The following is a 22,705-nucleotide window of genomic DNA, read 5'->3' on the forward strand; positions in this document are numbered from 1 at the left end:
TCTAAATTCCTTGCTTTATTTACATTCTTTCTATAGCATGACATATTAATGTTAAAATAGGGTGTGTGTTATGTTTGCAGTTCAAAATAATAATCAACAGCAAAATAGAAATAGAGTACAGGCTTTAATAGAAAGAGTGCAAAATGCTTACAACAACACTAATAAGATTAAAAGATTCATTAATATAGTTTTATTAGTAAGTATGATTCCTTCATTTTTTCTTCTTTTACAGCTCTCTTTGTATTTATCATTAGTAAATTATTTTTTCAAACCAAGGGAAAATGAAAAAAGATTATCAGCGTGGCCAAAAAATGTTATTAGAATAACATTAAGCATTTTTTTAATTATACACATTATTAATTCCTGTGTGCTTTTGGTACTGCCTATATTGTGCTTATGGTTGCTAAACAAATCACTCATTGAAGAAATACAGCAGTTTAACGATTTAATACAACAAATTCCAGAGGAAGAAAGGCCTATTTTCTTTCAAGATTTAGCAGCCATTCCTTTTATGGCACAAACTACTCATGACCCAAGTGCAGTTGCTAGTATAAACTTGAGTGTTGATAGACTCATAGAAAAGTATAAAGAGAATTTAAGCAAAGATGAATTCTATGTACAGCTAAATAGAGGCAACACAACCGACATTGAAGAGTACATCAAACAGTCAAATGAATTTACAGAAGGCGATAAATCTCATGCACTTGAATGCTTAAGATTTATCAATAGAACAGGAGATAATTTTAAAGACAATCATAGTAAGTTAACACTAAAGCAAGCAGCTATTTTATGTTGGAAAGCCTGCAATGATAGAAATACAGGAACAGAGAATCAAAGAACTCCTTTGAATGATGAAGACATAAAAAACAGAAAAGGTATGTTTTTAAAAGGTCTTGTAGACGCTGCAACAACTTACGGTAATCAAGGTCAAAGTTGTGCAGGTGGAACATACAATAAATTATTTGAGTCTTTATCTGGCTTACATCCATCAGTGGTTATTACACTCGATGGAGAAGAGGCTAGAGTAATGATAAAAGAAACGATCACACAAAAATTCCCTGAAATGGCCAGAGCCAATTTCACCAATTTCTCTGGAACAGAATAAGAAAGGATCCGTAGCGAGTTACCAGAGTTATCATCTGAAACAGTAAGGTATATTATGACTACGCGTTCAGCTCTTGAGAGAAGGTGTCAAGAGTTCAGCAATAGATTAAACAATGATGAAAAGAATGAAATATTAGAAGAGTGTATGAGCAACTTATCCTGTGTTGAGCTAGAAAGTCCAATTGAAAGGAGAAGGTAAATTGTATTTGATTGTAGCCATTTATCTTGAAATATGAAGCAGAGTTTTGTATGATTATTTGAACTTAAGTTTATGTATTGAAATAACATGTAAAACCACTTCGTGTAGGTAGATATGTTATGTTTTATCTATATGTCAAGGATCCTTCTCTCAACTTAAAGATGTTGCTAATCAGCACATACAAATGTAATATTAATTAATATTTATAAATAAAGCAATTCCATGGAAAGTAACTACAACGCTGACGCAATAAAAATCCTAAGAGGTCTTGATGCTGTGAGAAAGCGTCCGGGTATGTATATTGGTGACACTGATGATGGATCAGGCTTGCACCATATGGTGTATGAGGTTGTTGACAATGCGATAGATGAGTCTTTGGCTGGGTATTGCAGTAAGATTGAAGTTAGCATAAATGAAGATGGTTCAGTTTCTGTAACCGACAACGGTCGTGGCATTCCAACAGACATTCACCCAGAGGAAGGGATATCAGCAGCAGAAGTGATAATGACCCAATTACATGCAGGAGGTAAATTTGACAGCAATACCTATAAGGTTTCTGGAGGATTACATGGTGTTGGAATTTCAGTTGTTAATGCGTTATCTAGTTGGCTGGAATTAACCATCTGGCGCAATAAAAAAGAACATTTTATGCGCTTTGAAGATGGTGAGTCTATTGAATCTTTAAAGGTAATTAATGAAAACACAAATAAAAGAGGAACTAGAGTAACGTTTATGCCATCAACGGGGACTTTTAGTAGTATTGATTTTAGTTACTCCACTCTTGAGAGTCGCATCAGAGAATTGGCATTTTTAAACTCAAATATTGAGATCATTTTGTGTGATCTCCGTAATAAACCACATGTAAAGTCTCATTTTAACGATAGTAAAGAGTCTGAAGATAATTTTGGTACAGCTAATTTTGTACGGTACTTAGACAAGAATAAGACACATGTTACTAAAATTGCCAGCATTAGAGATAATGTAAAAGATCTAGGTACCAGTGTAGAAATATCAATGGAGTGGAATGATTCCTACTATGAGAATATGCTATGCTTCACAAATAATATAAGACAACGGGATGGTGGTACGCATTTGGCGGGGTTTAGATCTGCACTAACCAGATGTATCAATAACTATGCAAACAATGAAGGTTTTTTGAAGAAGGCAAAAGTGAATTTGACTGGAGAAGATGTTAGAGAAGGCTTAACTTGTGTTTTATCTCTCAAGATGCCTGATCCTAAATTTTCTTCACAGACAAAAGATAAATTGGTCAGTTCTGAAGCGCGGGCAGTTGTAGAGAGCATAGTTTTTGACAAGTTGAGTACAATACTTGAAACTGACCCCAAGTTAGCAGCAAGTATAGTAGAAAGAGCGATTAGGTCAGCAAAAGGAAGAGAAGCCGCAAGAAAAGCACGAGAGTTAGTTAAAAATAAAAACAATATTAATATTGCAACTCTACCTGGAAAGCTTGCTGATTGTCAGGAAAAAGTTCCTGAGTTATCGGAATTGTTTATAGTAGAGGGTAATTCCGCAGGTGGTACTGCAAAGCAGGGACGTAATCGTAAAACACAGGCGGTACTTGCTTTAAGAGGGAAAATTCTAAACGTAGAACGTGCAGGGCTGGATCGTATTTTTTCATCTGCAGAAATTGGCTCTCTGATCACGGCAATTGGAGCTGGAATAGGGAGTGAGCACTTCGATATTGAAAAAACTAGGTATCATAAAATTATCATTATGACAGACGCAGATGTTGATGGCTCGCATATAAGAACTTTGATTCTAACTTTCTTTTTTAGACATATGCGTGAAGTAATTGAAAAAGGATATTTATACATAGCGCAGCCACCGCTCTATAAAGTTACAAAAAATGCTAAAGATACTTATATCAAAGATGATGAAACTTTTGAAGAGTATATAGTAAATTCAGCGATTAAAAAATTAACATTAAATGGTGTAGGCAAAGATTTGCGTTTCGTTTTGAATAAGTGCCTCAGTATTTCAAACATTAGCAAAAATTATGATAGGGAAATACCAAAAGATCTCTTAGAATCATTGCTAATTTTAAGCAAAAAGAATGCTCTATTGTCTGCTGATGAGATATTAAAATATTTAAAATTGATGTATAGTGAATATAATTGGGAAGTAGAAGTAAAAGATGAGGAAATTCACATTGCTAAATTGTTTCAAGGGTTAGCAGACAAATATGTATTCTCGCTTAGTATGCTTGAAAGCAAAGAAATACGGAATATATTGAGTTCTCTTGAGAACATAATTGACTTATTTAATGGTGATTCATTTTTACAGTCGCAAGAAACTGAAATAAAAATAAAGTCTCCAAGTGCACTCGCAAAAATAGTGATGGATTATGGTAAGAAAGGTTTAACTCTGCAGAGATTTAAAGGCCTTGGTGAAATGAATGCTGATCAGCTTTGGGAAACTACACTCAATCCAGAAACTAGAACTCTGTTAAAAGTTGAAATAAAAGATTGTGAGGAAGCAGATAGCATATTCTCGGTGCTAATGGGTGATATAGTTGAACCACGTCGTGACTTTATAAATAACAATGCACTTAACGTGCATGATATTGATATTTGATTTTAGAAATCTAGATATGAAGGCCCTTAGGGCTTGTGATTCCAGCATTGTGTGCCAACACAACATTTAAAACGTACTACTAATCAGTCTATTTCAGAAATCTGAATTGATCTCGATTGTATTCCTATTTTCGATCATAAATATATAGATTTTCTGCCCTACTATTGTTATAATTAATACCTCGCTAAAATTGAATATTAATGAATGAATTGAGAAGGCTCACTATTACAGAGATGCATGATGGACTAAGGCGGGGGGATTTTTCTGCTGTTGAGCTTGTAGAGACGCATGTTAATGCAGTCGAAAATGAGCAACTGAATGCATTTGTAACAAAAACCCCAGAAATCGCGATAAAAGCTGCTAAAATAGCAGATGAATACTTTTTTAAACAAAAAGATAATATTTCATCACTTATGGGCATACCAGTTGGTGTTAAAGATTTATTCTGTACACAAGGAATAAAAACAACAGCATGCTCAAAAATGCTGGAAAATTTCATCCCGACTTATGAATCTACGGTATCTAATGTGCTTTTAAAAAGTGGAGCAGCCATGCTTGGTAAACTTAACATGGATGAATTTGCTATGGGCTCTGCGAACACAAATAGCTATTTTGGTCCTGTTAAAAATGTATGGATTAGAAAAAGTGACGGAGAAAAAGTTGTTCCTGGTGGATCATCTGGTGGATCTGCAGCATCAGTTGCTGGGTTTTTATGCGCTGGAGCATTAGGAAGCGATACTGGTGGGTCTGTACGTCAACCAGCAGCTTATTGCGGAGTAGTGGGAATAAAGCCAACTTATGGAAGGTGTTCGCGTTTTGGTATGATTGCATTTGCGAGCTCTCTTGATCAAGCAGGAGTAATTACTCGTTCCGTTTCTGATTCAGCGTTAATGCTGGAAACAATTTGTGGCTATGATGAAAAAGATTCAACATCGAGCGAAAGACCAGTTCCTAAATTCTCTAATCTTATAAATGGTGATATCAAGGGTAAGCGCATTGGTATACCAAAAGAATATAGAATGGATGGAATTTCAGAAGAAATCGTTCATCATTGGGAAAAAGTTTCTTCCAATTTAAAAGAAAATGGTGCTGAAGTTGTTGACATTACTCTGCCTCATACTAAATATGCGATACCGGTTTACTATCTAATTTGTTCTGCTGAAACTTCATCTAACCTTGCTCGCTATGATGGTGTACGTTACGGATTCAGGGTTGATGCTGATACCCTTGAAGAAATGTATTCGCTAACAAGAGCAGAAGGTTTTGGTAAAGAAGTGAAAAGGAGAATTTTAATTGGTGCTTATGCGCTTTCTTCAGGTCATTACAATGAGTATTATGAAAAAGCACAGTGCATTAGGGCATTAATTAGAAATGATTTTATAAAAGCGTTTGAAAAAATAGATTACATACTTGTACCATCTGCTCCAACAGAAGCTTTTGGCTTAAATGAAAAGCCAGACCCGCTAATTATGTGCATCAATGATGTGTTTACCGTGCCGGCAAGCTTAGCAGGGTTACCTGCTATTTCTGTCCCTGTTGGGCTCTCAAATGAAGGCTTACCACTTGCTTTGCAAGTAATTGGAAATTATTACGATGAAGCTGGAATATTAAATATGGCAAGTGTGATAGAGCAAAATTGTGGCAGAATAGTTAATTCCCTTACGTAATATGTTTTCTTATAGTAACTATAGCATTATGATTATTTTGGCTATAGGAAACAAGAGCTTGATTTTTATAGCTAAATAACAGACCATCAAAGGCACACATAAATATCTACAATGAAAGAAAAAACTTTCACAATCATTGATGGTTATGGTTTTCTTTTCAGGGCTTACTATGTCTTACATCATTTAACTACCACAGCTGGTATTCCAGTAGGTGCTGTGTACGGTTTTCTTAATATGGTTCTGAAGTATATTTCCCATTCGGACTACTTAACTATAGCACTTGATTCTGGCAAAAAAAATTTCAGGCACAGTTTATATTCTGAGTACAAAGCAAACAGAGTAACACCTCCTGAGGATCTAATTCCACAATTTACAATACTGAGAGAAGCGGTAGAAGCTTTTAACTTTAGCTATGAAGAGATTGAAGGCTATGAAGCAGATGACATAATTGCAACACTAGCTGCAAAATATGCCAACCACGAAGACTTTAAAGTAGTAGTAATCTCATCAGATAAAGACTTATTTCAACTTTTGAATTACAACATTCTAATATTTGATCCTATCAAAAATATATACGTAGATGAAAAACAAGTGATAGAAAAATTTGGTGTAAATTCAAATAAGCTTCTTGATTTATTTTCTCTAACTGGAGATGCATCTGATAACATTCCAGGCGTTCCAGGAATAGGGCCAAAGACTGCAGCTAAATTACTAGATGAATTTGATTCATTGGATAACATTATAGAAAACATCAATAACATTGAGCAAACAAGAGTTCGTAATATTCTTACTGAGCATAAGGAAAAAGCACTAATTTCAAGAGAACTTTTGTCACTATGCAAAAAAGTAGATCTTCAACATGATATTGTAAAATATGAAGTCCATCCTCCAAATATGGAAAAATTGTTATCCTTTTTGAAGAAATATGAATTTAATTCATTGATAGGAAAAGTAGAAAAGCTCTTTTCTTATAGTGGATCTAGCACAAAAGAGAAAACAGAATATAGTAGTGAAGAATTAGAAAAATTTTTGGAGCATTGCAGATATGAAGGTAAAATTGCAATTCATTGCCACTTTGAAAACAATAGATTGAACAAAATTTCCTTATCTTGTAGTGAGGATAATATTTTCTACATAGATCAAAGCTGCCTACAAGATGCACTTACTATAATAAATTCAACTTTATTTTCAAATGGGGTGCTTAAAATAGTACATGATATTAGAAAGATCAGAGAAATATTTCCTACAATAGAGAGAGTGCTAGACTCAATTGATGACCTGATGATCATGTCATACAGCCTTGACACAGGTAAGCATGATCACAGCATTCCAAACATAATTGCACACAATTTAAGTAAAAATGTAGAAACTTTCTCGGCAAAAATTTTAATAGCGATCCATGAGAAACTGACACAAAGATTATTTCAGGAAAAACTTTTTACGATTTACGAGCGCTTTGATAGACCTCTCATGAAAGTAATATTTGATATGGAGCAAAATGGAATACTGCTCAATATTGAAAAACTACAGGAATTGTCTGATAAGTTTGAGCAGCTAATTGCTGTACTTGAAAACGATATACATAATTTAGCAGGAGAAAAATTCAATATTGCATCGCCAAAACAATTAAGTGATGTTTTGTTTAATAAAATGGAGCTAAGTAAAAAGAAAAAGTCAAAATCTGGGTCTTATAGCACAAACTCTGAAGTTCTAGAGGCACTTGAAGAGGAGGGGACAGAAATCGCAGGTAAAATTTTAAGTTGGCGACATTCAAGTAAATTAAAGGGTACCTATACTGACGCGTTAATAAAACAGGTTGATCCGCTTGATGGTAGGATACATACAAGCTTTTCAATTACTGTGACTGCAACTGGAAGGCTGAGCTCTAGCAATCCTAATTTACAAAATATTCCTATCAGAAGCGAAGAAGGTAGTCTTATCAGGCAAGCGTTTATTGTGCCAAAAGGGTGCAAGATAATTTCTGCCGACTATTCGCAAATAGAATTAAGACTCCTGGCACATGTGGCAGATGTTGCGGCATTTAAAGAAGCTTTTGCAAATAGGGAAGATATTCATGATATTACCGCAAGACAAGTTTTTGGAGTGCAAGAAATAGATGAGCAATTAAGACGCAAAGCAAAAACCATTAATTTTGGCATTATATATGGCATTAGTCCATTTGGCCTTGCAAAGCGACTTGGCATTACCTTTCAAGAGGCTGCTGAATACATTAATTACTATTTTTCTTGTTACCCAGAAATAAAGGTCTATATGGAAAAAGCAGTATCTATCGCGAGAAATCATGGTTATGTAGAGACTTTGTTTGGTAGAAGATGTTTTGTAAGAGACATAAATAATAAAATTCCTTATCTAAGACAATTTGCAGAAAGGGCAGCAATCAATGCACCGCTGCAAGGAACCGCCGCTGATATAATAAGACGTGCAATGATTCAGCTTTTTGATCAATTGAAAACAGGTAAAATAATCCTCCAAGTCCACGATGAGCTACTAGTTGAAGTAGAGGACGACAAGGTACAAGAAACAGCAAAACTTATGAAAGATATAATGGAAAATGCAGTAGAAATTTCTATACCACTTGAAGTAGAAATAAAAATTAGCGACAACTAGGGCTTTTCTTAATTATACCGTAGACCCTAAGAACCTGTCTTGAAAGGACTTAAGTGGTTAAGCATATATTAAATACTTCTTGAAGTAAGGAGAGTACACTCATACGTCAAGCAAACAACATTTACCTAAAATTCTGTGACATTAGCAGCTTTCTTGGCAATCATATCCCGTTTTCAGTAAACAGTGATTTTTCTATATATTACTGATCTAGAAAAATTTTTATTTTAATTAGCGTTAAACAATAGGCGCCTATTGGTTTTTAGCTAAAGTAAAGGTCAAATATCTGGAATTCTGGACATAAAATCCCCCTGTGTAAAAAAAAGGTTAGAAAAAAGTGCAGCGCACATACAACAGAGATTAAGCATATTTACATGCACTAAAGAAGATACGCTACGCTTTTTGATTAAAAATTTGACTGAAAAGTCTGCAGACAAAGATAGATTTTGAGCTCTTAAAATATCTCTAACTGTAATTATAATCAGATTTAAAATATATGGAAGCAATTTTTTACATTCCCTTATCACTTATATCATTTGTTACTCTTCTATTTTTTGCTTTATTCTTTTCTTTTTTCCCTTTCAAGATAGGTTCTAAGAAATTTGAACTAATGTGAAAAATATGCTATAATTAAAACATAGGTTAGTACAAGTAGGTCATTATGACGGTTCCAAAAGCAAAAAATAAGCCTTTAGAGTCATCTACTCAGGTGACCGAGCAAAATGAGATACTCTTCAAGAAGGAACATAAGGAAATTTACGATTACTTTGTAAAAGTATTAGAAGTTAAAGCCGAATTAAAGAAGGACAAAGGAATAACTGATTATTTTATATCAGCTTATAAGGACATACTACTTAATAATGTCAATCCAAAAGATATAAAATCACTCAGTGAGGAGAATTTTTGTCAGTTTTTACTTTCTGTATTTAAAGAAGTTAGAGAGAAAAAATTAGCGAACAAAGAGAATGTCAAGAATGTTGAAATAAAGAAATTAGTAGATGATTGTGTAGCTGATATACGTGGTATAGAAGCTAAGGATTCACTAATAAAACTTGTTGGGTTACTATTGGGAATAAAAATAGACCCGAAAAATATTTATGGCTCCTTTATGGATGGAGTGAAAGAAAAAATACCATTTTTAGGTGGAGATAAAAAAGAAGAGGATGAACCACTACTTAGTGATCAAGAGATGGTAACAAAGTGCTTACGTAAGGTTTTTCTGCCTATTCTTTTTTCCATTGCTTCAATATTAATTTTTGGTCCTACTACACTTGCGATAGTTGCTGCTGTTATTGGTACAATATTTGCTGTAAAGGGAGGAGTTGAGGTTCTTTTTTCAAATAACAAAAAAGGTACTTTATATGATCCTAGTTCACAAGATAAAGATGATACAGAAAAGAGAGCAAAATTGAATAAAAAAATTGACAAGGGTATTGATGATATTTTAAAAACCCCAATTGAAAGCTCTCTTGAAACAATTGCTGACGGGAGTAAAAAACAACCTACTCCGGAACAAGCTCCTCAGGTAGGAAATAAAGGGGGTGAGCAGCTTACTATGCTTGATGGAAAAATTACTATAGATCAGCCAGCCAAAAGCACAGAAAAGACAGCAGTCAAGTAAGACCTATTTGCCAAAGGTGAATTGTGTAATAGGTCTTTTATTGTTTTATAACACATACAACGGGAGTATGATCAGATGGGTTTTCTAGTTTACGCAACCTATCATCTATGTAACATGTTTCCAATTTATCTGCAGCTTGTGGCGATAGCAGCATATGATCTATTCGCATTCCTTGATTGTTTCTGAGTGAATTACCTTGATAATGCCACCAAGTGAATTGTTGTAAGTTGAGGTGAGATATTCTAAATGCATCTTTAAAACCAAGATTCAAGATCGCTCTTGATTTCTCACGCTCTTTTATATGAAAGCACACTTGGCCATTTAATAAATTTGAATCAAAAACATCAATTTCATCCAGTGCAACATTATAATCGCCAGCTATAATAGTTAACTCTTCATTTTTCAACAAAGTGCCCATCCTTTCATATAGGTTATCAAAAAACTTGAGTTTATACTCAAAAGTATGAGAGTCTGGGCTTTGACCGTTTGGAACGTATACACTTCCTACCCTTACCTTATTATTGGTGTGTTTTATCACACACTCTATATAACGTGCTTCTTGATGACTCTCTACAACATCAATTTTTAATTTTTCCAGTATTGGATATTTAGATAAAACACAAACACCATTTCTTGCAACCTGTCCATAGACAGCATATTCATATCCTAACTTTTCTATCTCTGCATAAGGAAATTGCTCTTCTGTACATTTTATCTCTTGCAGCAAAACTATATCTATCTGACTATCAACTATAAAACTACAAAGTTGGTTAATTCTTTTACGTATGGAGTTTACATTCCAAGTTGCAATCTTTAGCATCAACAATCCTTATTAATTATATCAATTAAACTCTCCCCTGTGGGAAACCTCGATGTTATAATTTTTTTCCACTTGATTAACTTTAAACTATCAGCAATGTTTTTACTCATGGTATATGCAACTGTATTATTCATCACAGGAGATAGCCCACTTTTTAGAACTAATGAACAAAATACCCTTGCAGTTTGTGAGGAAAAAAAAGCAACGCTATCAATTTTACCGTCCAATAGTAAATTTTTACACCTATTAGTTAGACTCCTTTTAGTAATTGTTTTATAGAGTACAACTTCTCTTATGTTAAAACCTTCTTCAGATAATCTTTTTTTTAGGTCACATGATACTTCTTGTCCCCTTATATATAAGAACTTTATTGCATTTGAATAATGAGATTTTATGAATGATATCAGACCATCAACGTTGCTGTCTGCTGAGATTATATCGGAAAATCCCAAATTTTTTGCAGCCTGCATAGTTGAATTACCAACTGTAATAATCGAAAAGTTATCCTCTTTGCATATTTGACTGAAAGCCTTTACACTGTTTTTACTTGTAGATATCACAACGTCAAATTCATACGTAGATATATCAGGATTTAAGTACTTTATTGTGAATACTGGCTCTATAAAAACTTTGTATCCATATTTTTTTAGCGTGCTTCTTGTGCTCAACGAATCTAATAAAGGCCTTGTCAATAAAATAGACTTCATTCTGGTTTATTTCACTAGCAGTAAAATAATATCCCTTATACACAAATTATTGAATAAAAACTTTTATTTTTTAAGTTTCTTGCATAACCTAGAAAAAAAGGCAAGAGAAACTCAATAATTGGCCCAGTGCTAGAAAACTGATCTTAAATAAGCGAACATTTTGATCAAATGGAAAAAGGATGTTACTCAATGAGTAACATCCTTTTAGAATGATAAGCGGTTTTGTTTATCCTTTACTAGGCTCAGCTTTTTGTTGAACAGATTCTACGTTTGGTTGATCTACAATCGCACGTCGTTTTGCCAACTTCTCAGTGAGCTCTTCCGTAACTCCTAGACCAAATCTTGTTTCTTGAGAAGGACTGTGTCTTTGTGGAGTAGAAGAACTTGGTGAATTGAACCCACTATCAGAATTACGACGGTAACTGGCAAAGCTAGAAGTTGTAGCAGTACTGTCAGTGCTTAAAGAACCCATTGAATTGCTTCTTGGCGGTTTCTCCGGAGCAACATAAAAACGGCTATTTCCTATCTCCGCAGATTGTATCTGATCCAACTCAGAATCTTGATATCTTATATAAGTAGCTTCCTCTGGCTTTTTGCCACCTTTTAGTGATGATGACAACTTGCTCCAAAGTGAAGTAGGTGCTTTTACTTCCTTATGCTCATTAGGATTTAATAATTCTGCTTTGCTGCTAACAGTACTTATAGAACTCGTTGAACTACTACCTGATAAGCTATTTTCCAGTGAATTCATAGAACTTGCTTTATGCCTTTTTGCTGACTTATTAAGCCTTTCTAAAGTATTAAAATGAGTATGCTCTTCCTTGCATTCTTTAATAACTTCCTTAATCTCATCATGATGTTCAGAGAAAATACTGTCTTTAAAGTATTTATCTTTATCTGATAGTCTTTTTGTAACTAAGTTACGCAAACCATCTGCGTCCAAGTTATCAATAAATTTTTTCTGCTCTCTCCATTTATCTACTAGCTGGTCTGGCAAATAATCTCTCCAATCAAGATATGTTTCTTTTGCTATTTTTCCTTCTATTTTTTCTGATATTCCAGAAAGTATGCTCTTTATTAACGTGGAATTATTTTTTCCATCAGTACAAATTGCTATAAGATCTTCTTTCACTTCTTGAGCTCTCTTCTTTTGTGGTGAATCAGGAATAAGCTCATTATCTATTCTATCTGAATAATTCTCATTACCAGCTGCACGATATAATTTATTCGCTGTTGCAGTGAGCACATTACTTGTCTTTTCCTTTGTTTTTTCACTTACAAAACTAGCACCTCTCTTCAGTGAATCTGCTGAATACTCATAGCCATCCTTAATTTTTCCGCCAATATGCTTCGCCCCTTCAACTGTTTTTTCTGCTGACCATTTGAGTCCTTTATATCCAGATTGAACTGCTTTTACAGCAACTTTCACAGCGAAAAATAGAGTAAGACCAACTATAGCACTTGGTATAGCAAGTGTTGCACCAACTGCCAAAAGTGGTAACACTGCTGAAAATAATCCACTTGCTGTACCTACTACAAGAGCTTGATCTCCTTGCTTCATTTTAGAGAATGCTATATCTCCTTTTAACAGATCCATAATTCTGTCTTTTAGCTTCTTGGGATCGTGAATGATATCTGAATTTAATGAAGAATCTTGAATCATTTTAAGATCATCTTGCTTAGTTTCAACAAAATTTGAAGAGTTTTTTTCACTAGGTGACATTTTAAACCTCACTATTAATTAAACATACTAATATTGTATATATCTGATTCTTAAGTTAGGGTTAATTCATCTAACAATGTCCACTTACTCTCAAATGATTTTGCTTGATGTGTTTTTTTGAAAGCACAGAAAATTAGTGATTGTTGCGGTATGATGTTTCGTTTGGATTAGCTATAGTTGAAGCAAAAACTCATCATTTTGAAGGGGTGGATTTTTTAGGAATCTCAGCAGGGGTTGATTTTGGATCTGATAATTCTGTATTTACCTTAGTTGGCTCTAATGGAGTTTCCTGCTCTTCTGGTTTATCATTCGGAATTGGAATAGGCCAATCCATAATGTTTTGTGGTATGTTTGTTCGAGCTTCTTCTTCCTTGGTCTTTTTTTGATCTGTTGAAGATGATGCATCAATACCTGCATTTGTACCTTGGTCTTGTGTTTTAGGAACTGTAGTTTCGTGATCACTTGCCTCGATTCCTCTACTTTCATATTCAACTTCAGTTTGAGTTGAAGTAGCTACTTTCGCATTTACTTCACTGAACTCATCCGCAAGTGATCTTCCGGGTTCAAGTTGTCGAATTTTTTCCTCCAAAACTTCTTTTTCTTTTTGCAGTTGATTTAATTCTTCAGCTAATTGATTTGCTGTATAAGTCAATTTTTCGTTTTCATTTTTTGCTTCCATCCATTGTTCTACAAACTGCTTTTCATGATTATCTTGTGAACCTTCTTCCAATGTTTTCTTTAGATTATTTTCCAAATTTGCATTCTTTTTTTCTAGTGCACTTAACTTAGCTTCACTTTGCTTCAATTTCTTCTGTAGTTCTTTGTTTATCCCATTTACTGATTGAACTTCATCTTCTTTGTCTTTCAACTGATCATTTAAGCTCTTTATTACATCATTTTTATCCTGTAGTTCTTTTTCTAACGCCTTTATCTTTTGTGTTAGTTGTTCAATACCTTGATCTTTTTCTTGCGTTATTCTTTTCAATTCAGCTTTAAGTCTTTTAACTTCTCCTTCCAAAATTTGCTTTTCTTCACTTAATGTTCTTATTTCTGTATCACCTTCCTTTCTATCTTTTGGTTACGCTCTTTTAATTTTTTGTGCTCCTCCATAAGTGACTTAACAGAAGCATCTTGTTCCTTGATTTTTTGATCTCTTTCACGCATTGCTTCCTGTTGTTCGTTAATTTCATTTCTCAGGTAATCACGTTCCGAGATTAGATCATCACGCTGCTTTGCAAGTTTGTTAATTTCATTTATAGTCTCATCTACACCTTTTAATCCCTCTTGCTCATACTTTCTGTCATAATCTTTGTGCATTTTTTGTTGATCGTAACCGTCGTCAATGTATTCATCAGTGATTTCAGACTCTTCATCACCAATTTCGCTCTCAGTGAAAAAAGAACTTCTACGCGAATCAGGAGAAGAATATCCACTACTACTTGGTATAGGTGACTGTGGTGGATCTTTTGTAAATATTTCCTCTGCCAGCGTTTGCTGCTCGTTCACACTTTTGCCCATGTCAGTAAAAGCTTGATGCAGAGTTTTTTTGTTGATAAAAACTTCTTTATTCTGCTCAACTAATTTTAATGCTTCTTCTGAACTCGTTATTCCTCCAAATTTTGGTTCACCAATCACTCTTTTTATGCCCTTAGAACTTACTTCTACAGTCATGCTACAATCTATGCTATTGCCTTTAGAATCCTTAGCTTGCCAGTTAATGGTCATCTCACATGAGCTTGAACCAGTAAAATCATAGTGCCTTTCGCTGCCTTTTTTGGTTGCAGTTATTTGACTATCTTTCCCTAAAGATAGGTTATAAACCTTGCCTTCGTCACTGGCTCTTAAAAGGGTGCTAATCTCTATTGGTTTTTCTTTATTTTCAAATCTAATTTTAAATTCATTATCTTGTGTTGTATATACTAAGAAATTTTCACTTGGTAGAGATTTTGCGAATTTTTTATGTGTTGCATTTATTGATTGCTCAAACTTTTGAAACTCCTCTTTCCACTTTGAACTTACCTGTTCTTTAATGTTCTCATCTTTGTGTAAAGGACCAATAAAGTACCAGATTAAATTTTCTTCTTCTAGTTTTCTGATAAAATCCTGAAAATTTTTGCAAGATTTAATGAAACTTAAAATATCATTTTTCTTTTGCTCATCTACATCTAAACCTTGATTTTCAGCTATAAATAAGTTTTCTTTTAGCATAATTTCTATTTTTAGAGAACTATATTATAATATTAGCATATTTTCTTAAAAAATCAACTAATCTTATAGTTAAATAAACTTGAGTATTTGGCGGGAATGTTATATATTAACCACTCCAAGAAGTGCAGTATGGACAATACTATTATAAGAAAATACGATATTAGAGGTGTGGTAGGCAGAGACCTGCAGATCAGTGATGGGTATGAAATAGGCAGAAAATTTGGTCAAACTGCAGCTAACGTTTGTGTAGGCTATGACAGCAGGATAGATTCACCAAGCATAGAAAAAGAATTAATCAGAGGCTTGATTTTATCCGGTGCGAATGTTATACGCGTTGGGCTCTGTTCTTCACCTATGCTCTACGCTGCAACAATGCAGGCAGATCTTGGGATTATGATCACTGCTTCTCATAATCCCAGAGAATATAACGGCTTTAAATTTTTCAGTAGTAAAAAAGTTTACTCAGATCAAGAAATGAAGGAAATTATAGGCAATACAATTAAAAACAGCACGAAAATTGGAAGCTTAATTAACACGAATATATATAGTGAGTACGTTAACATATTAAAAGATGTGCTCAAGAATAACACTACACAAAAACTAAAAATAGCCTGGGATTTTGGCAATAGCCCAACAATTGTAAGGTATATTGAAAAGATTTTACCAGATCATATACACATCGTAACCAATAGCTTTATAGATGGAACGTTTCCACTGCATGACCCAGATCCCATAGAAGAGAAAAATCTTGCTCAGTTAATAGATATTGTCAAGAAAGATAAATGTGATCTTGGTATTGCACTTGATGGTGATGGTGATAGGGTACGCTTGATTGATAATAAAGGTAATGTTGTTTCCAATGATCACTTGTTTATGATTTTTTCACGTGAAGTATTGGCGGAACACCCAAAAAGCAAGGTTATTGCCAACGTAAAAATGAGTATGAAAGTGCATGATTTCGTTAGCAAATTAGGAGGGCAAATAATTATCTGTGCAACTGGACACTCACTAGTTAAGAAAAAGATGGTAGAAGAAGGAGCAAAGTTTGCCGGTGAACTGAGTGGACATTTTTTCTTTTCTGAGCTAGGTTTTGATGATGGACTATATTCTGCTATTAAAGCCATTGATATTTTACTTAAGAAAAACCAAAGCCTATCTGAGATGATTAAAGATTTACCAAAGTTATATATCACTCATGAAGTGAAAATTGTAGTGAAGGATGAGAAAAAATTTCAAATAATTGAATCAATAAAGGAGACACTAAAGCAGCAAAACATTGTATTTTCAGAGCTTGATGGAATTAAGGTAACTGATGATAAAGGTTGGTGGCTTCTTAGAGTATCAAATACGCAAAACTGCATAACAGCAAGATGTGAAGGAAATACCTTAGAAGATTTTGAATTCACTAAAAAAGTTTTGTTGTATTACATTGATGAACTAAAATTATACATTTAAATTTTTTTGATGATTTACTTATTCGTCAATGTTTGCAGTTTTGTTTGATTAGTAATAGGAATTGGTAACCTATAGCGAATTGCTGTGGATAATAGCTGTCTAGGATAGTTTAGCTATAGAAAATCAACACTCACTTTTCTTTATTGTTTTGAGGTTTTTCTTGATCAACCATTTCCTCACCGATCTCTTTTATTTTTAGTATCAATGACTCTGGTACATACATGTTAATTACTTCTTCTGTTGTCACAAATAAAGCCTGATAAGAGTGTGAATTTATTATCCAATTGGGCAATATGTCTTCTGCGTCTATTTTAGACTCTCCCTCTTTTTTATCATATACTGTGTGGCAATATAAGTGCACAGCAAAAAATAGTACATAAGAAAGCAATATTCCTCTGAGTGCTCCGACAAAGATTCCAGTAACTCTATCCATTAATCCCAACCTTATAGGTGATAATATGTACATTAGCCAGTTATTCATTGTCATGAATGTAAGATTAAGTATAATAAATACAGAGATTGTAGAAAGTATGTTTTGTGTAACTTTAGAGTCAAAATACTTACTATAATTTATAATAAAAAAATCATAGTAACTAGCTGTCAAAAAGACTGATAAGAGCAAGAACATTAATGCACATAGCTCTTTTATAAAACCTCTAGTTATCGATATTATTACACACAAGACAATAATAAAGATAATTAGGCTATCGAAAAACATATTTTGTATCTATATGATTTTCAAGATATAATAGTTGTAAATAACAAAGTTGTAAAATTAATTGTGTTGATATTTTATCAGCTGGTCTAAGTACCGAGCAATCATATCAACTTCTAAATTTAGGTAATTACCTATTTTATTATGCTGAAAAGTTGTGTTTTTCCATGTATAGGGAATGATATTCACAGTGAATTCTTGATCGACAACTGAATTTACTGTAAGGGAAACTCCATCTAGCGTTACAGAACCTTTTTTTGCAACAAATTTAATTAATTCTTGTGGGCATGATAGTCTGATTTCATGAGATTCTAAATTTTGATTGATTGTTAAAATTTCTGTTGTGTCATCCACATGACCCTGAACCAAGTGGCCGTCAATTCTGTCACTCAGTTTCATTGCTTGTTCTAGGTTTATTTTTTTCCCTGTTTTCCACGTATTTAAGTTAGAAACCTTCATGGTTTCTTGAGATACTTGAACTGTGAATACATTGCTCATTATGTTGACAACAGTTAAACACACTCCGGAGCAGGATATTGAATCTCCTTTGTTTATAGAGGATAAATTTTGTGTCTCAATATGGAAGATTTGATCAGAGTTAGGGTGGATAGTGATATCAGTTATAGTGCCAATATCTTTGATAATTCCTTTAAACATGCAATAAAATAAATAATTATATCACAAAAGATCTTATTTGTTAGGTGCGCAAAGGAAGATCTTTTTTACTTATCTGCTCAATAGATTCTACAGAATATTCAGAATATAGAAAGTAAGCCAGGTTCAAAACGCACAGTGTAATTAATATTGGTAACCCTATGTTTAATGTTAGACCGATACTTTCCCTTTTTTCTGTTGGCACCAATTCCTTTAAAATTGACACTTTTCCCAGCGGCAAGTGCCATAGGCAGAGTGCTGATATAGAAGCTGCTACTAAAAATAGACAAAAATAAGTCTCTTTCGAAGAAAACATAGCTTTTAATGGTGATTTGAGCCTAATATTAGTAGGCAATCGAGTTTTAGCTTCATTTGTTTTTGGTAAATGGTCTACAGCTTTACTTGGTAAAATTTCATGAGAAACATTTTTAGGCTGTGGAGAAGGTTGGCCTGAAACTAATTTAATCAACTGCTCTTTTTTTCTATATACTTGCTTTTGTAAATATTCTTTACCTAAAAGTGAATTATTAGGGGGTTGTGGCCTTTTGAGTACCTCTAGCACTTCTGATATCTCATCTGGTTCTAATACTTCATGTAGTTGTTTATCTTGGAAATAAATAATATTAAATACTGAGTTGAAAATATTGTAAAATGTATCTGAGTCTTGATTTTTATATTCACTTACTACTTCTACGAATATTTCATCGAGTTTTTTTCCCTTGTGCTCAGCTACATTATCTATCATAGCTACTCTAGCATCAATTTGAGCTTGTTTTATGATTGATTGTTTTTCTTCTTGCAATAATTCTTTAGCCTGCTTTTTTGACTTCTTTTTTCTGTTAGCTTTAAAGTAGTCTGTGTGCGGCCTAGTTTGACCTATATCCCGCTCTGTTTCTTGAGGTACTAGATTTCCTATACTACCCTCTGTTATCCGAGTTTCTGACACTGGTTCTTTTTGCGCTGGAATGACACCAGATGGTATATTGCTATTCTGTATAGAAAATTTTTGCAGTTGTGGGAAAAAGAATTGTGTTGCATTAAAAAAATTGAATTGCTGAAAAAGAGACCTAAACCAGGAAAAATTTTCATGCATTGCAGCAACAATTAATGGTGCACGTGTAATTTGCTTTCTGTTACTTGCTATATTGTAGCCAAACGAACCTTGTACAATTTGTTTATCTTGCGTGTTCCTTTTTTCAACCACATTTTCGTTTTTGTTTTCAGTTTCTTCTACTTGTAATGTATCTTGACTTTGCTCCTCACTTTTGGCTTTTTCTAAATGTTTTAGCTGCTCATCTAAGAATATCTCGATTTGTTGCAAGCTATCGAGGTTAATGTTTTTAACGTTTGTTTGTAGCGTTATCGTTATGCCCTGCAGGAGGATTTGAATTGGAGCATTACTTATGCATTCTTCTACAGTTTTATTAGCTTTATGGTAGTTGTTGTATAGTTCTTCGCTTTCTTTTGCTACTTTTATATTGGCTGTGAAGTTTTTCTCCTGAGAAAGGCAGATTTTAAAAAAGTCAATTAAATGTTTTATTTGAGGTAATATTGTATTAGGGTTTACCTCTGTCAGCAGCTTGATCTTAAATGAAAACTCTTGCTTATCACTTGTAATATTTTTTGAGCGAATGGTGCTAATCTCCAGTACTTCGTTAGAAAATGCCTTACTTATGTCTTTGGATCTATTCTTAAAAAACTTAGGTAAATCCTCGATTTCGTATTTTTTCTTAGTTTCTATGTTACTACTATGCATGAGTAAATTTTTTAATATAAAGTGAAATAAAAAATATAATTAGTCAATAAATTAATAATTATAGCACCCTTGTATAACAGCGGCGCGTTGGGTTCAATAAGCAGAAAAAGTTACTTTACAAACCTCATCAGTCTTCTTATCATGACAATGAGAGTGTTTATCCTTGTTTTTAATCTCTGCAGATTTAATAACAAAATTCAGTAAAAAACTCAGGTATATATTGGCAGATTACATAAAATTATAGCGGCTTTTTTTATTTTTCTACATTCAGCTAAAACACGCTTATTTTAAGCGTTAGCACATTATTACAATGCCAATTTACATTATTATAGGGTCAAAACTCACTACTGGGGGATTCTTTTGCCTTTTTTTTCGCCTGGTAAATTTTTTAATATTCTGTATTAGTTAGGAGTCCTATAGAGATGTCATTCCAGCACTTCTTATTACCTGTTATGGATCCCAGTGTCAAGCACTGGGATGACACCTTTTTATCCAAATAGTTTTATTGATGATATTAAAGATTGCACTATAATGAAAGTTTAAGCTAGCGTTTTTAAGGTGAATAAAGAGCTAATAAGCGAAATACCTTTACTTGAAGATAAGGCAGTTTCTGAGATTGAAAATGCTGCTTCTTTGCAGGATTTAGAAAAACTTAGGTTGTCATACTTGGGGAGAAAGGGTGTAGTAAAAGCTTATTTCGATGACTTAAAGAATATAGATGATGCAGGAGAAAAACGCGACCTAGGTGCAGTGATTAATGTTTTACGCAATAAGATAGACCAGCTTATAACAAGCAAAGAAAATGAACTAAAAGATAAAGAAGTTAAGTTAAAACTGCAAAATGAAGCAGTTGATATCACACTGCCTGTCAGACCAGAAAGAATTGGCAAGATTCATCCACTGAGCAAAGTTATAAGTGAAGTAAAGCTCATTTTTGCACATATGGGCTTCAAAGCAGTTGATGGTCCTGATATTGAAGATGAATTTCACGTGTTTGATGCGCTAAATACTCCAAGTCATCATCCTGCGCGAGAGGAGCAAGATACCTTTTACTTAAAGAATAAAATAAACGATAAAAGAATGGTGCTGCGCACTCATACCTCATCTGTGCAGATTAGAACTATGGAAAAGACAAAAACTTTTCCAATTAAAATAGTGGCTGCAGGCAGGGTATACAGAAATGACTTTGATGCAACTCACACTCCTATGTTTCATCAGATAGAAGGGCTTTATGTTAATGAAAATGTCAATATGGGCCAATTAAAATTTACTATTCATCTCTTCCTTAGTAAATTTTTCGGAGATAAAGGTCTAAAAATACGCTTTCGTAATAGTTTTTTTCCTTTTACTGAGCCTTCTGCAGAAGTGGACATAAGTTATAAAGGTAGTAAATGGATTGAAGTACTTGGATGTGGTATGGTGCATCCAAATGTCTTTAAAAATGTTGGAATAGACCATACTAAATACAGTGGCTTTGCATTTGGGATTGGTATAGAAAGGCTAGCAATGCTGAAATATCAAATTAGTGATCTAAGGAGCTTTTACGACAATAGAGTTAGTTGGCTCAACCATTATGGTTTTCATTTTTCGTCTTTAAGATAAGTGACAAATAAATCTTATACATTTGTTGTACTTGCTGCTGGGCATGGTAAACGAATGAATTCAAGCTTGCCTAAGGTTCTGCACAAAATAGGTAATTTCTCCATGCTTGAGCATGTCATTTACAATGCAAAGCAGCTGAATCCTGAAAAAATAGTTATTGTAGTCGATTTACCTTTAACTCAAAGGCTGAAATGCTTTGAGGGTATAAAACTAATTACACAAGAGTCAACGCTCGGTACAGGGGATGCAGTCAAAATTGCAATGAGAAACCTGAAAGAATTGTCAGATATTGTTGTTGTGCAGTATGGGGATACTCCACTAATAAAAAGCAGCACAATAACTAAAATGATAAGCTGCTTAGGAGAGAGCAATGCTTTAGTTTGTCTTGGGTTTAAAACTAATAATAAAGGATACGGTAGACTAATTATTGAGAACGGTTCCCTAAGAGAAATCATAGAAGCACAAAATGGTAGAAATAATGATGAGGAATTTCTTGCTAATGCCGGAATAATGGTTGCACGTGAAAAGAATCTACGTAAATTGGTGGAGAAAATAGAGTGTAATAACCAAGCTCATGAATATTACTTGACCGATATCGTTGCCATTGCAGTAAAGAGTAATTTAAATGTCGGCTATGTTATTGCTGATGAGGAGGAGGCAACTGGCATAAATAATAGGAATGACCTTGCAAAGGCCGAGTTTTACTTTCAAGAAGAAAAAAGAAAGTTTTTCACTAACTCTGGAGTAACGCTTGTTGCTCCAGAAACTGTTTTCTTCTCTCTTGATACGCAAATTGGTATGGATTCGATTGTTTACCCATACGTTTTTTTTGGTCCTGGAGTAAAAATAGGATCTGGTGTTAGGGTTGGTCCATTTGCCAAATGTGAAAATACAACAATAGGTGATGGTGCAATCATAGGTAATTTTGTTGAAACAAAAGCAAGTGATATAGGTATAAATACTAAGATAAAGCATTTAAGTTATATAGGAAATACTCAGGTAGGGCAGGGGAGTAATATAGGTGCAGGTACCGTTATTTGTAATTATGATGGGAAAAAGAAACATAAAACAAATATTGGAAGCAATTGTTTTATTGGTGCCAATAGTTCATTAATTGCACCGCTTAATGTGCATGATGACTCTGTCATTGCAGCAGGTAGCGTTATAGTAGAGGATGTGCCAGAGAAAAGTCTTGCAATTGCAAGAGAAAGGCAAATAACTAAGAAAATAAAATAACTCTAATTTTTATTACGC

General features: G+C 33.8%; 17 protein-coding genes. 9 read left to right on the plus strand and 8 right to left on the minus strand.

All coding sequences use genetic code 11. The features are described 5' to 3' along the window. Positions 1-70: 70 nt before the first annotated feature. The 6 genes from JKF54_RS04890 (at position 71) to JKF54_RS04910 (ending at position 9,811) form a co-directional block, all read left to right on the plus strand. Entirely contained in the window at positions 71-1,105 is a 1,035-nt protein-coding gene (locus tag JKF54_RS04890) for a hypothetical protein (RefSeq protein ID WP_246433131.1), read from the plus strand. A 54-nt stretch (positions 1,106-1,159) separates the two neighbouring features. Continuing rightward, the gene (locus tag JKF54_RS06505; RefSeq protein WP_246433132.1) at positions 1,160-1,303 is read left to right on the plus strand and encodes a hypothetical protein; all 144 of its coding nucleotides are present in this window, start codon (positions 1,160-1,162) and stop codon (positions 1,301-1,303) included. Positions 1,304-1,525: 222 nt separating this feature from the next. Next, positions 1,526-3,898 (plus strand): DNA topoisomerase (ATP-hydrolyzing) subunit B, encoded by a 2,373-nt coding sequence (gene gyrB / locus JKF54_RS04895; protein WP_211907796.1) that lies wholly within the window; start codon positions 1,526-1,528, stop codon positions 3,896-3,898. Between the two features lie 200 nt (positions 3,899-4,098). Then, positions 4,099-5,565 carry an Asp-tRNA(Asn)/Glu-tRNA(Gln) amidotransferase subunit GatA gene (gatA, locus tag JKF54_RS04900; RefSeq protein ID WP_211907797.1) on the plus strand — a complete coding sequence of 489 codons (1,467 nt, stop codon included), beginning with the start codon at positions 4,099-4,101 and terminating at the stop codon, positions 5,563-5,565. A gap of 111 nt (positions 5,566-5,676) precedes the next feature. Then, positions 5,677-8,193, plus strand: coding sequence for a DNA polymerase I (gene polA / locus JKF54_RS04905; RefSeq protein ID WP_211907798.1), 2,517 nt, complete (start codon positions 5,677-5,679; stop codon positions 8,191-8,193). A gap of 658 nt (positions 8,194-8,851) precedes the next feature. Beyond that, complete coding sequence (locus JKF54_RS04910; RefSeq protein WP_211907799.1) at positions 8,852-9,811, plus strand: hypothetical protein; 960 nt, start codon at positions 8,852-8,854, stop codon at positions 9,809-9,811. Between the two features lie 37 nt (positions 9,812-9,848). On the opposite strand, the gene JKF54_RS04915 is transcribed toward JKF54_RS04910, so the two are convergent. The 5 genes from JKF54_RS04915 to JKF54_RS06515 form a co-directional block, all read right to left on the minus strand. Next, the gene (locus JKF54_RS04915) at positions 9,849-10,631 is read right to left on the minus strand and encodes an exodeoxyribonuclease III (RefSeq protein ID WP_211907800.1); all 783 of its coding nucleotides are present in this window, start codon (positions 10,629-10,631) and stop codon (positions 9,849-9,851) included. After that, positions 10,631-11,338, minus strand: a complete 708-nt coding sequence (locus JKF54_RS04920) for a uroporphyrinogen-III synthase (RefSeq protein WP_211907801.1) — start codon at positions 11,336-11,338, stop codon at positions 10,631-10,633. Before JKF54_RS04920 ends, JKF54_RS04915 begins: the two co-directional genes overlap by 1 nt. A 226-nt stretch (positions 11,339-11,564) precedes the next feature. Next, positions 11,565-13,061 (minus strand): actin-bundling T4SS effector WalE1 family protein, encoded by a 1,497-nt coding sequence (locus JKF54_RS04925; protein ID WP_246433133.1) that lies wholly within the window; start codon positions 13,059-13,061, stop codon positions 11,565-11,567. A gap of 193 nt (positions 13,062-13,254) precedes the next feature. Further along, positions 13,255-14,079: a coiled-coil domain-containing protein gene (locus JKF54_RS06510; RefSeq protein WP_246433134.1), complete on the minus strand. Its 825-nt coding sequence runs from the start codon at positions 14,077-14,079 to the stop codon at positions 13,255-13,257. A gap of 26 nt (positions 14,080-14,105) precedes the next feature. Next, positions 14,106-15,269: a hypothetical protein gene (locus JKF54_RS06515; protein WP_246433135.1), complete on the minus strand. Its 1,164-nt coding sequence runs from the start codon at positions 15,267-15,269 to the stop codon at positions 14,106-14,108. 129 nt (positions 15,270-15,398) lie between these two features. Between JKF54_RS06515 and JKF54_RS04935 the strand changes: the two genes are divergently transcribed. Then, on the plus strand, positions 15,399-16,724 hold the full coding sequence (locus JKF54_RS04935) for a phosphomannomutase/phosphoglucomutase (RefSeq protein ID WP_211907803.1): 1,326 nt from the start codon (positions 15,399-15,401) through the stop codon (positions 16,722-16,724). A gap of 130 nt (positions 16,725-16,854) precedes the next feature. On the opposite strand, the gene JKF54_RS04940 is transcribed toward JKF54_RS04935, so the two are convergent. The 3 genes from JKF54_RS04940 to JKF54_RS04950 are packed head-to-tail and all read right to left on the minus strand — an operon-like array spanning position 16,855 to position 19,849. Next, positions 16,855-17,442 carry a CvpA family protein gene (locus JKF54_RS04940; protein ID WP_211907805.1) on the minus strand — a complete coding sequence of 196 codons (588 nt, stop codon included), beginning with the start codon at positions 17,440-17,442 and terminating at the stop codon, positions 16,855-16,857. 57 nt (positions 17,443-17,499) lie between these two features. Then, a complete protein-coding gene (locus JKF54_RS04945; RefSeq protein ID WP_139686594.1) occupies positions 17,500-18,096 on the minus strand; it encodes a riboflavin synthase in 597 nt (198 codons plus the stop codon). Positions 18,097-18,136: 40 nt separating this feature from the next. Further along, positions 18,137-19,849 (minus strand): hypothetical protein, encoded by a 1,713-nt coding sequence (locus tag JKF54_RS04950; RefSeq protein ID WP_211907807.1) that lies wholly within the window; start codon positions 19,847-19,849, stop codon positions 18,137-18,139. A 558-nt stretch (positions 19,850-20,407) separates the two neighbouring features. Between JKF54_RS04950 and pheS the strand changes: the two genes are divergently transcribed. Together pheS and JKF54_RS04960 are read left to right on the plus strand one after the other, a co-directional pair. Further along, the gene (pheS, locus tag JKF54_RS04955; RefSeq protein WP_211907809.1) at positions 20,408-21,451 is read left to right on the plus strand and encodes a phenylalanine--tRNA ligase subunit alpha; all 1,044 of its coding nucleotides are present in this window, start codon (positions 20,408-20,410) and stop codon (positions 21,449-21,451) included. Beyond that, a complete protein-coding gene (locus JKF54_RS04960; RefSeq protein ID WP_211907811.1) occupies positions 21,452-22,687 on the plus strand; it encodes an NTP transferase domain-containing protein in 1,236 nt (411 codons plus the stop codon). Positions 22,688-22,705 lie beyond the last annotated feature (18 nt).

It is taken from the genome of Wolbachia endosymbiont of Spodoptera picta (genome assembly GCF_018141665.1).
In the GTDB taxonomy this organism is placed as follows: Bacteria; Pseudomonadota; Alphaproteobacteria; order Rickettsiales; family Anaplasmataceae; genus Wolbachia.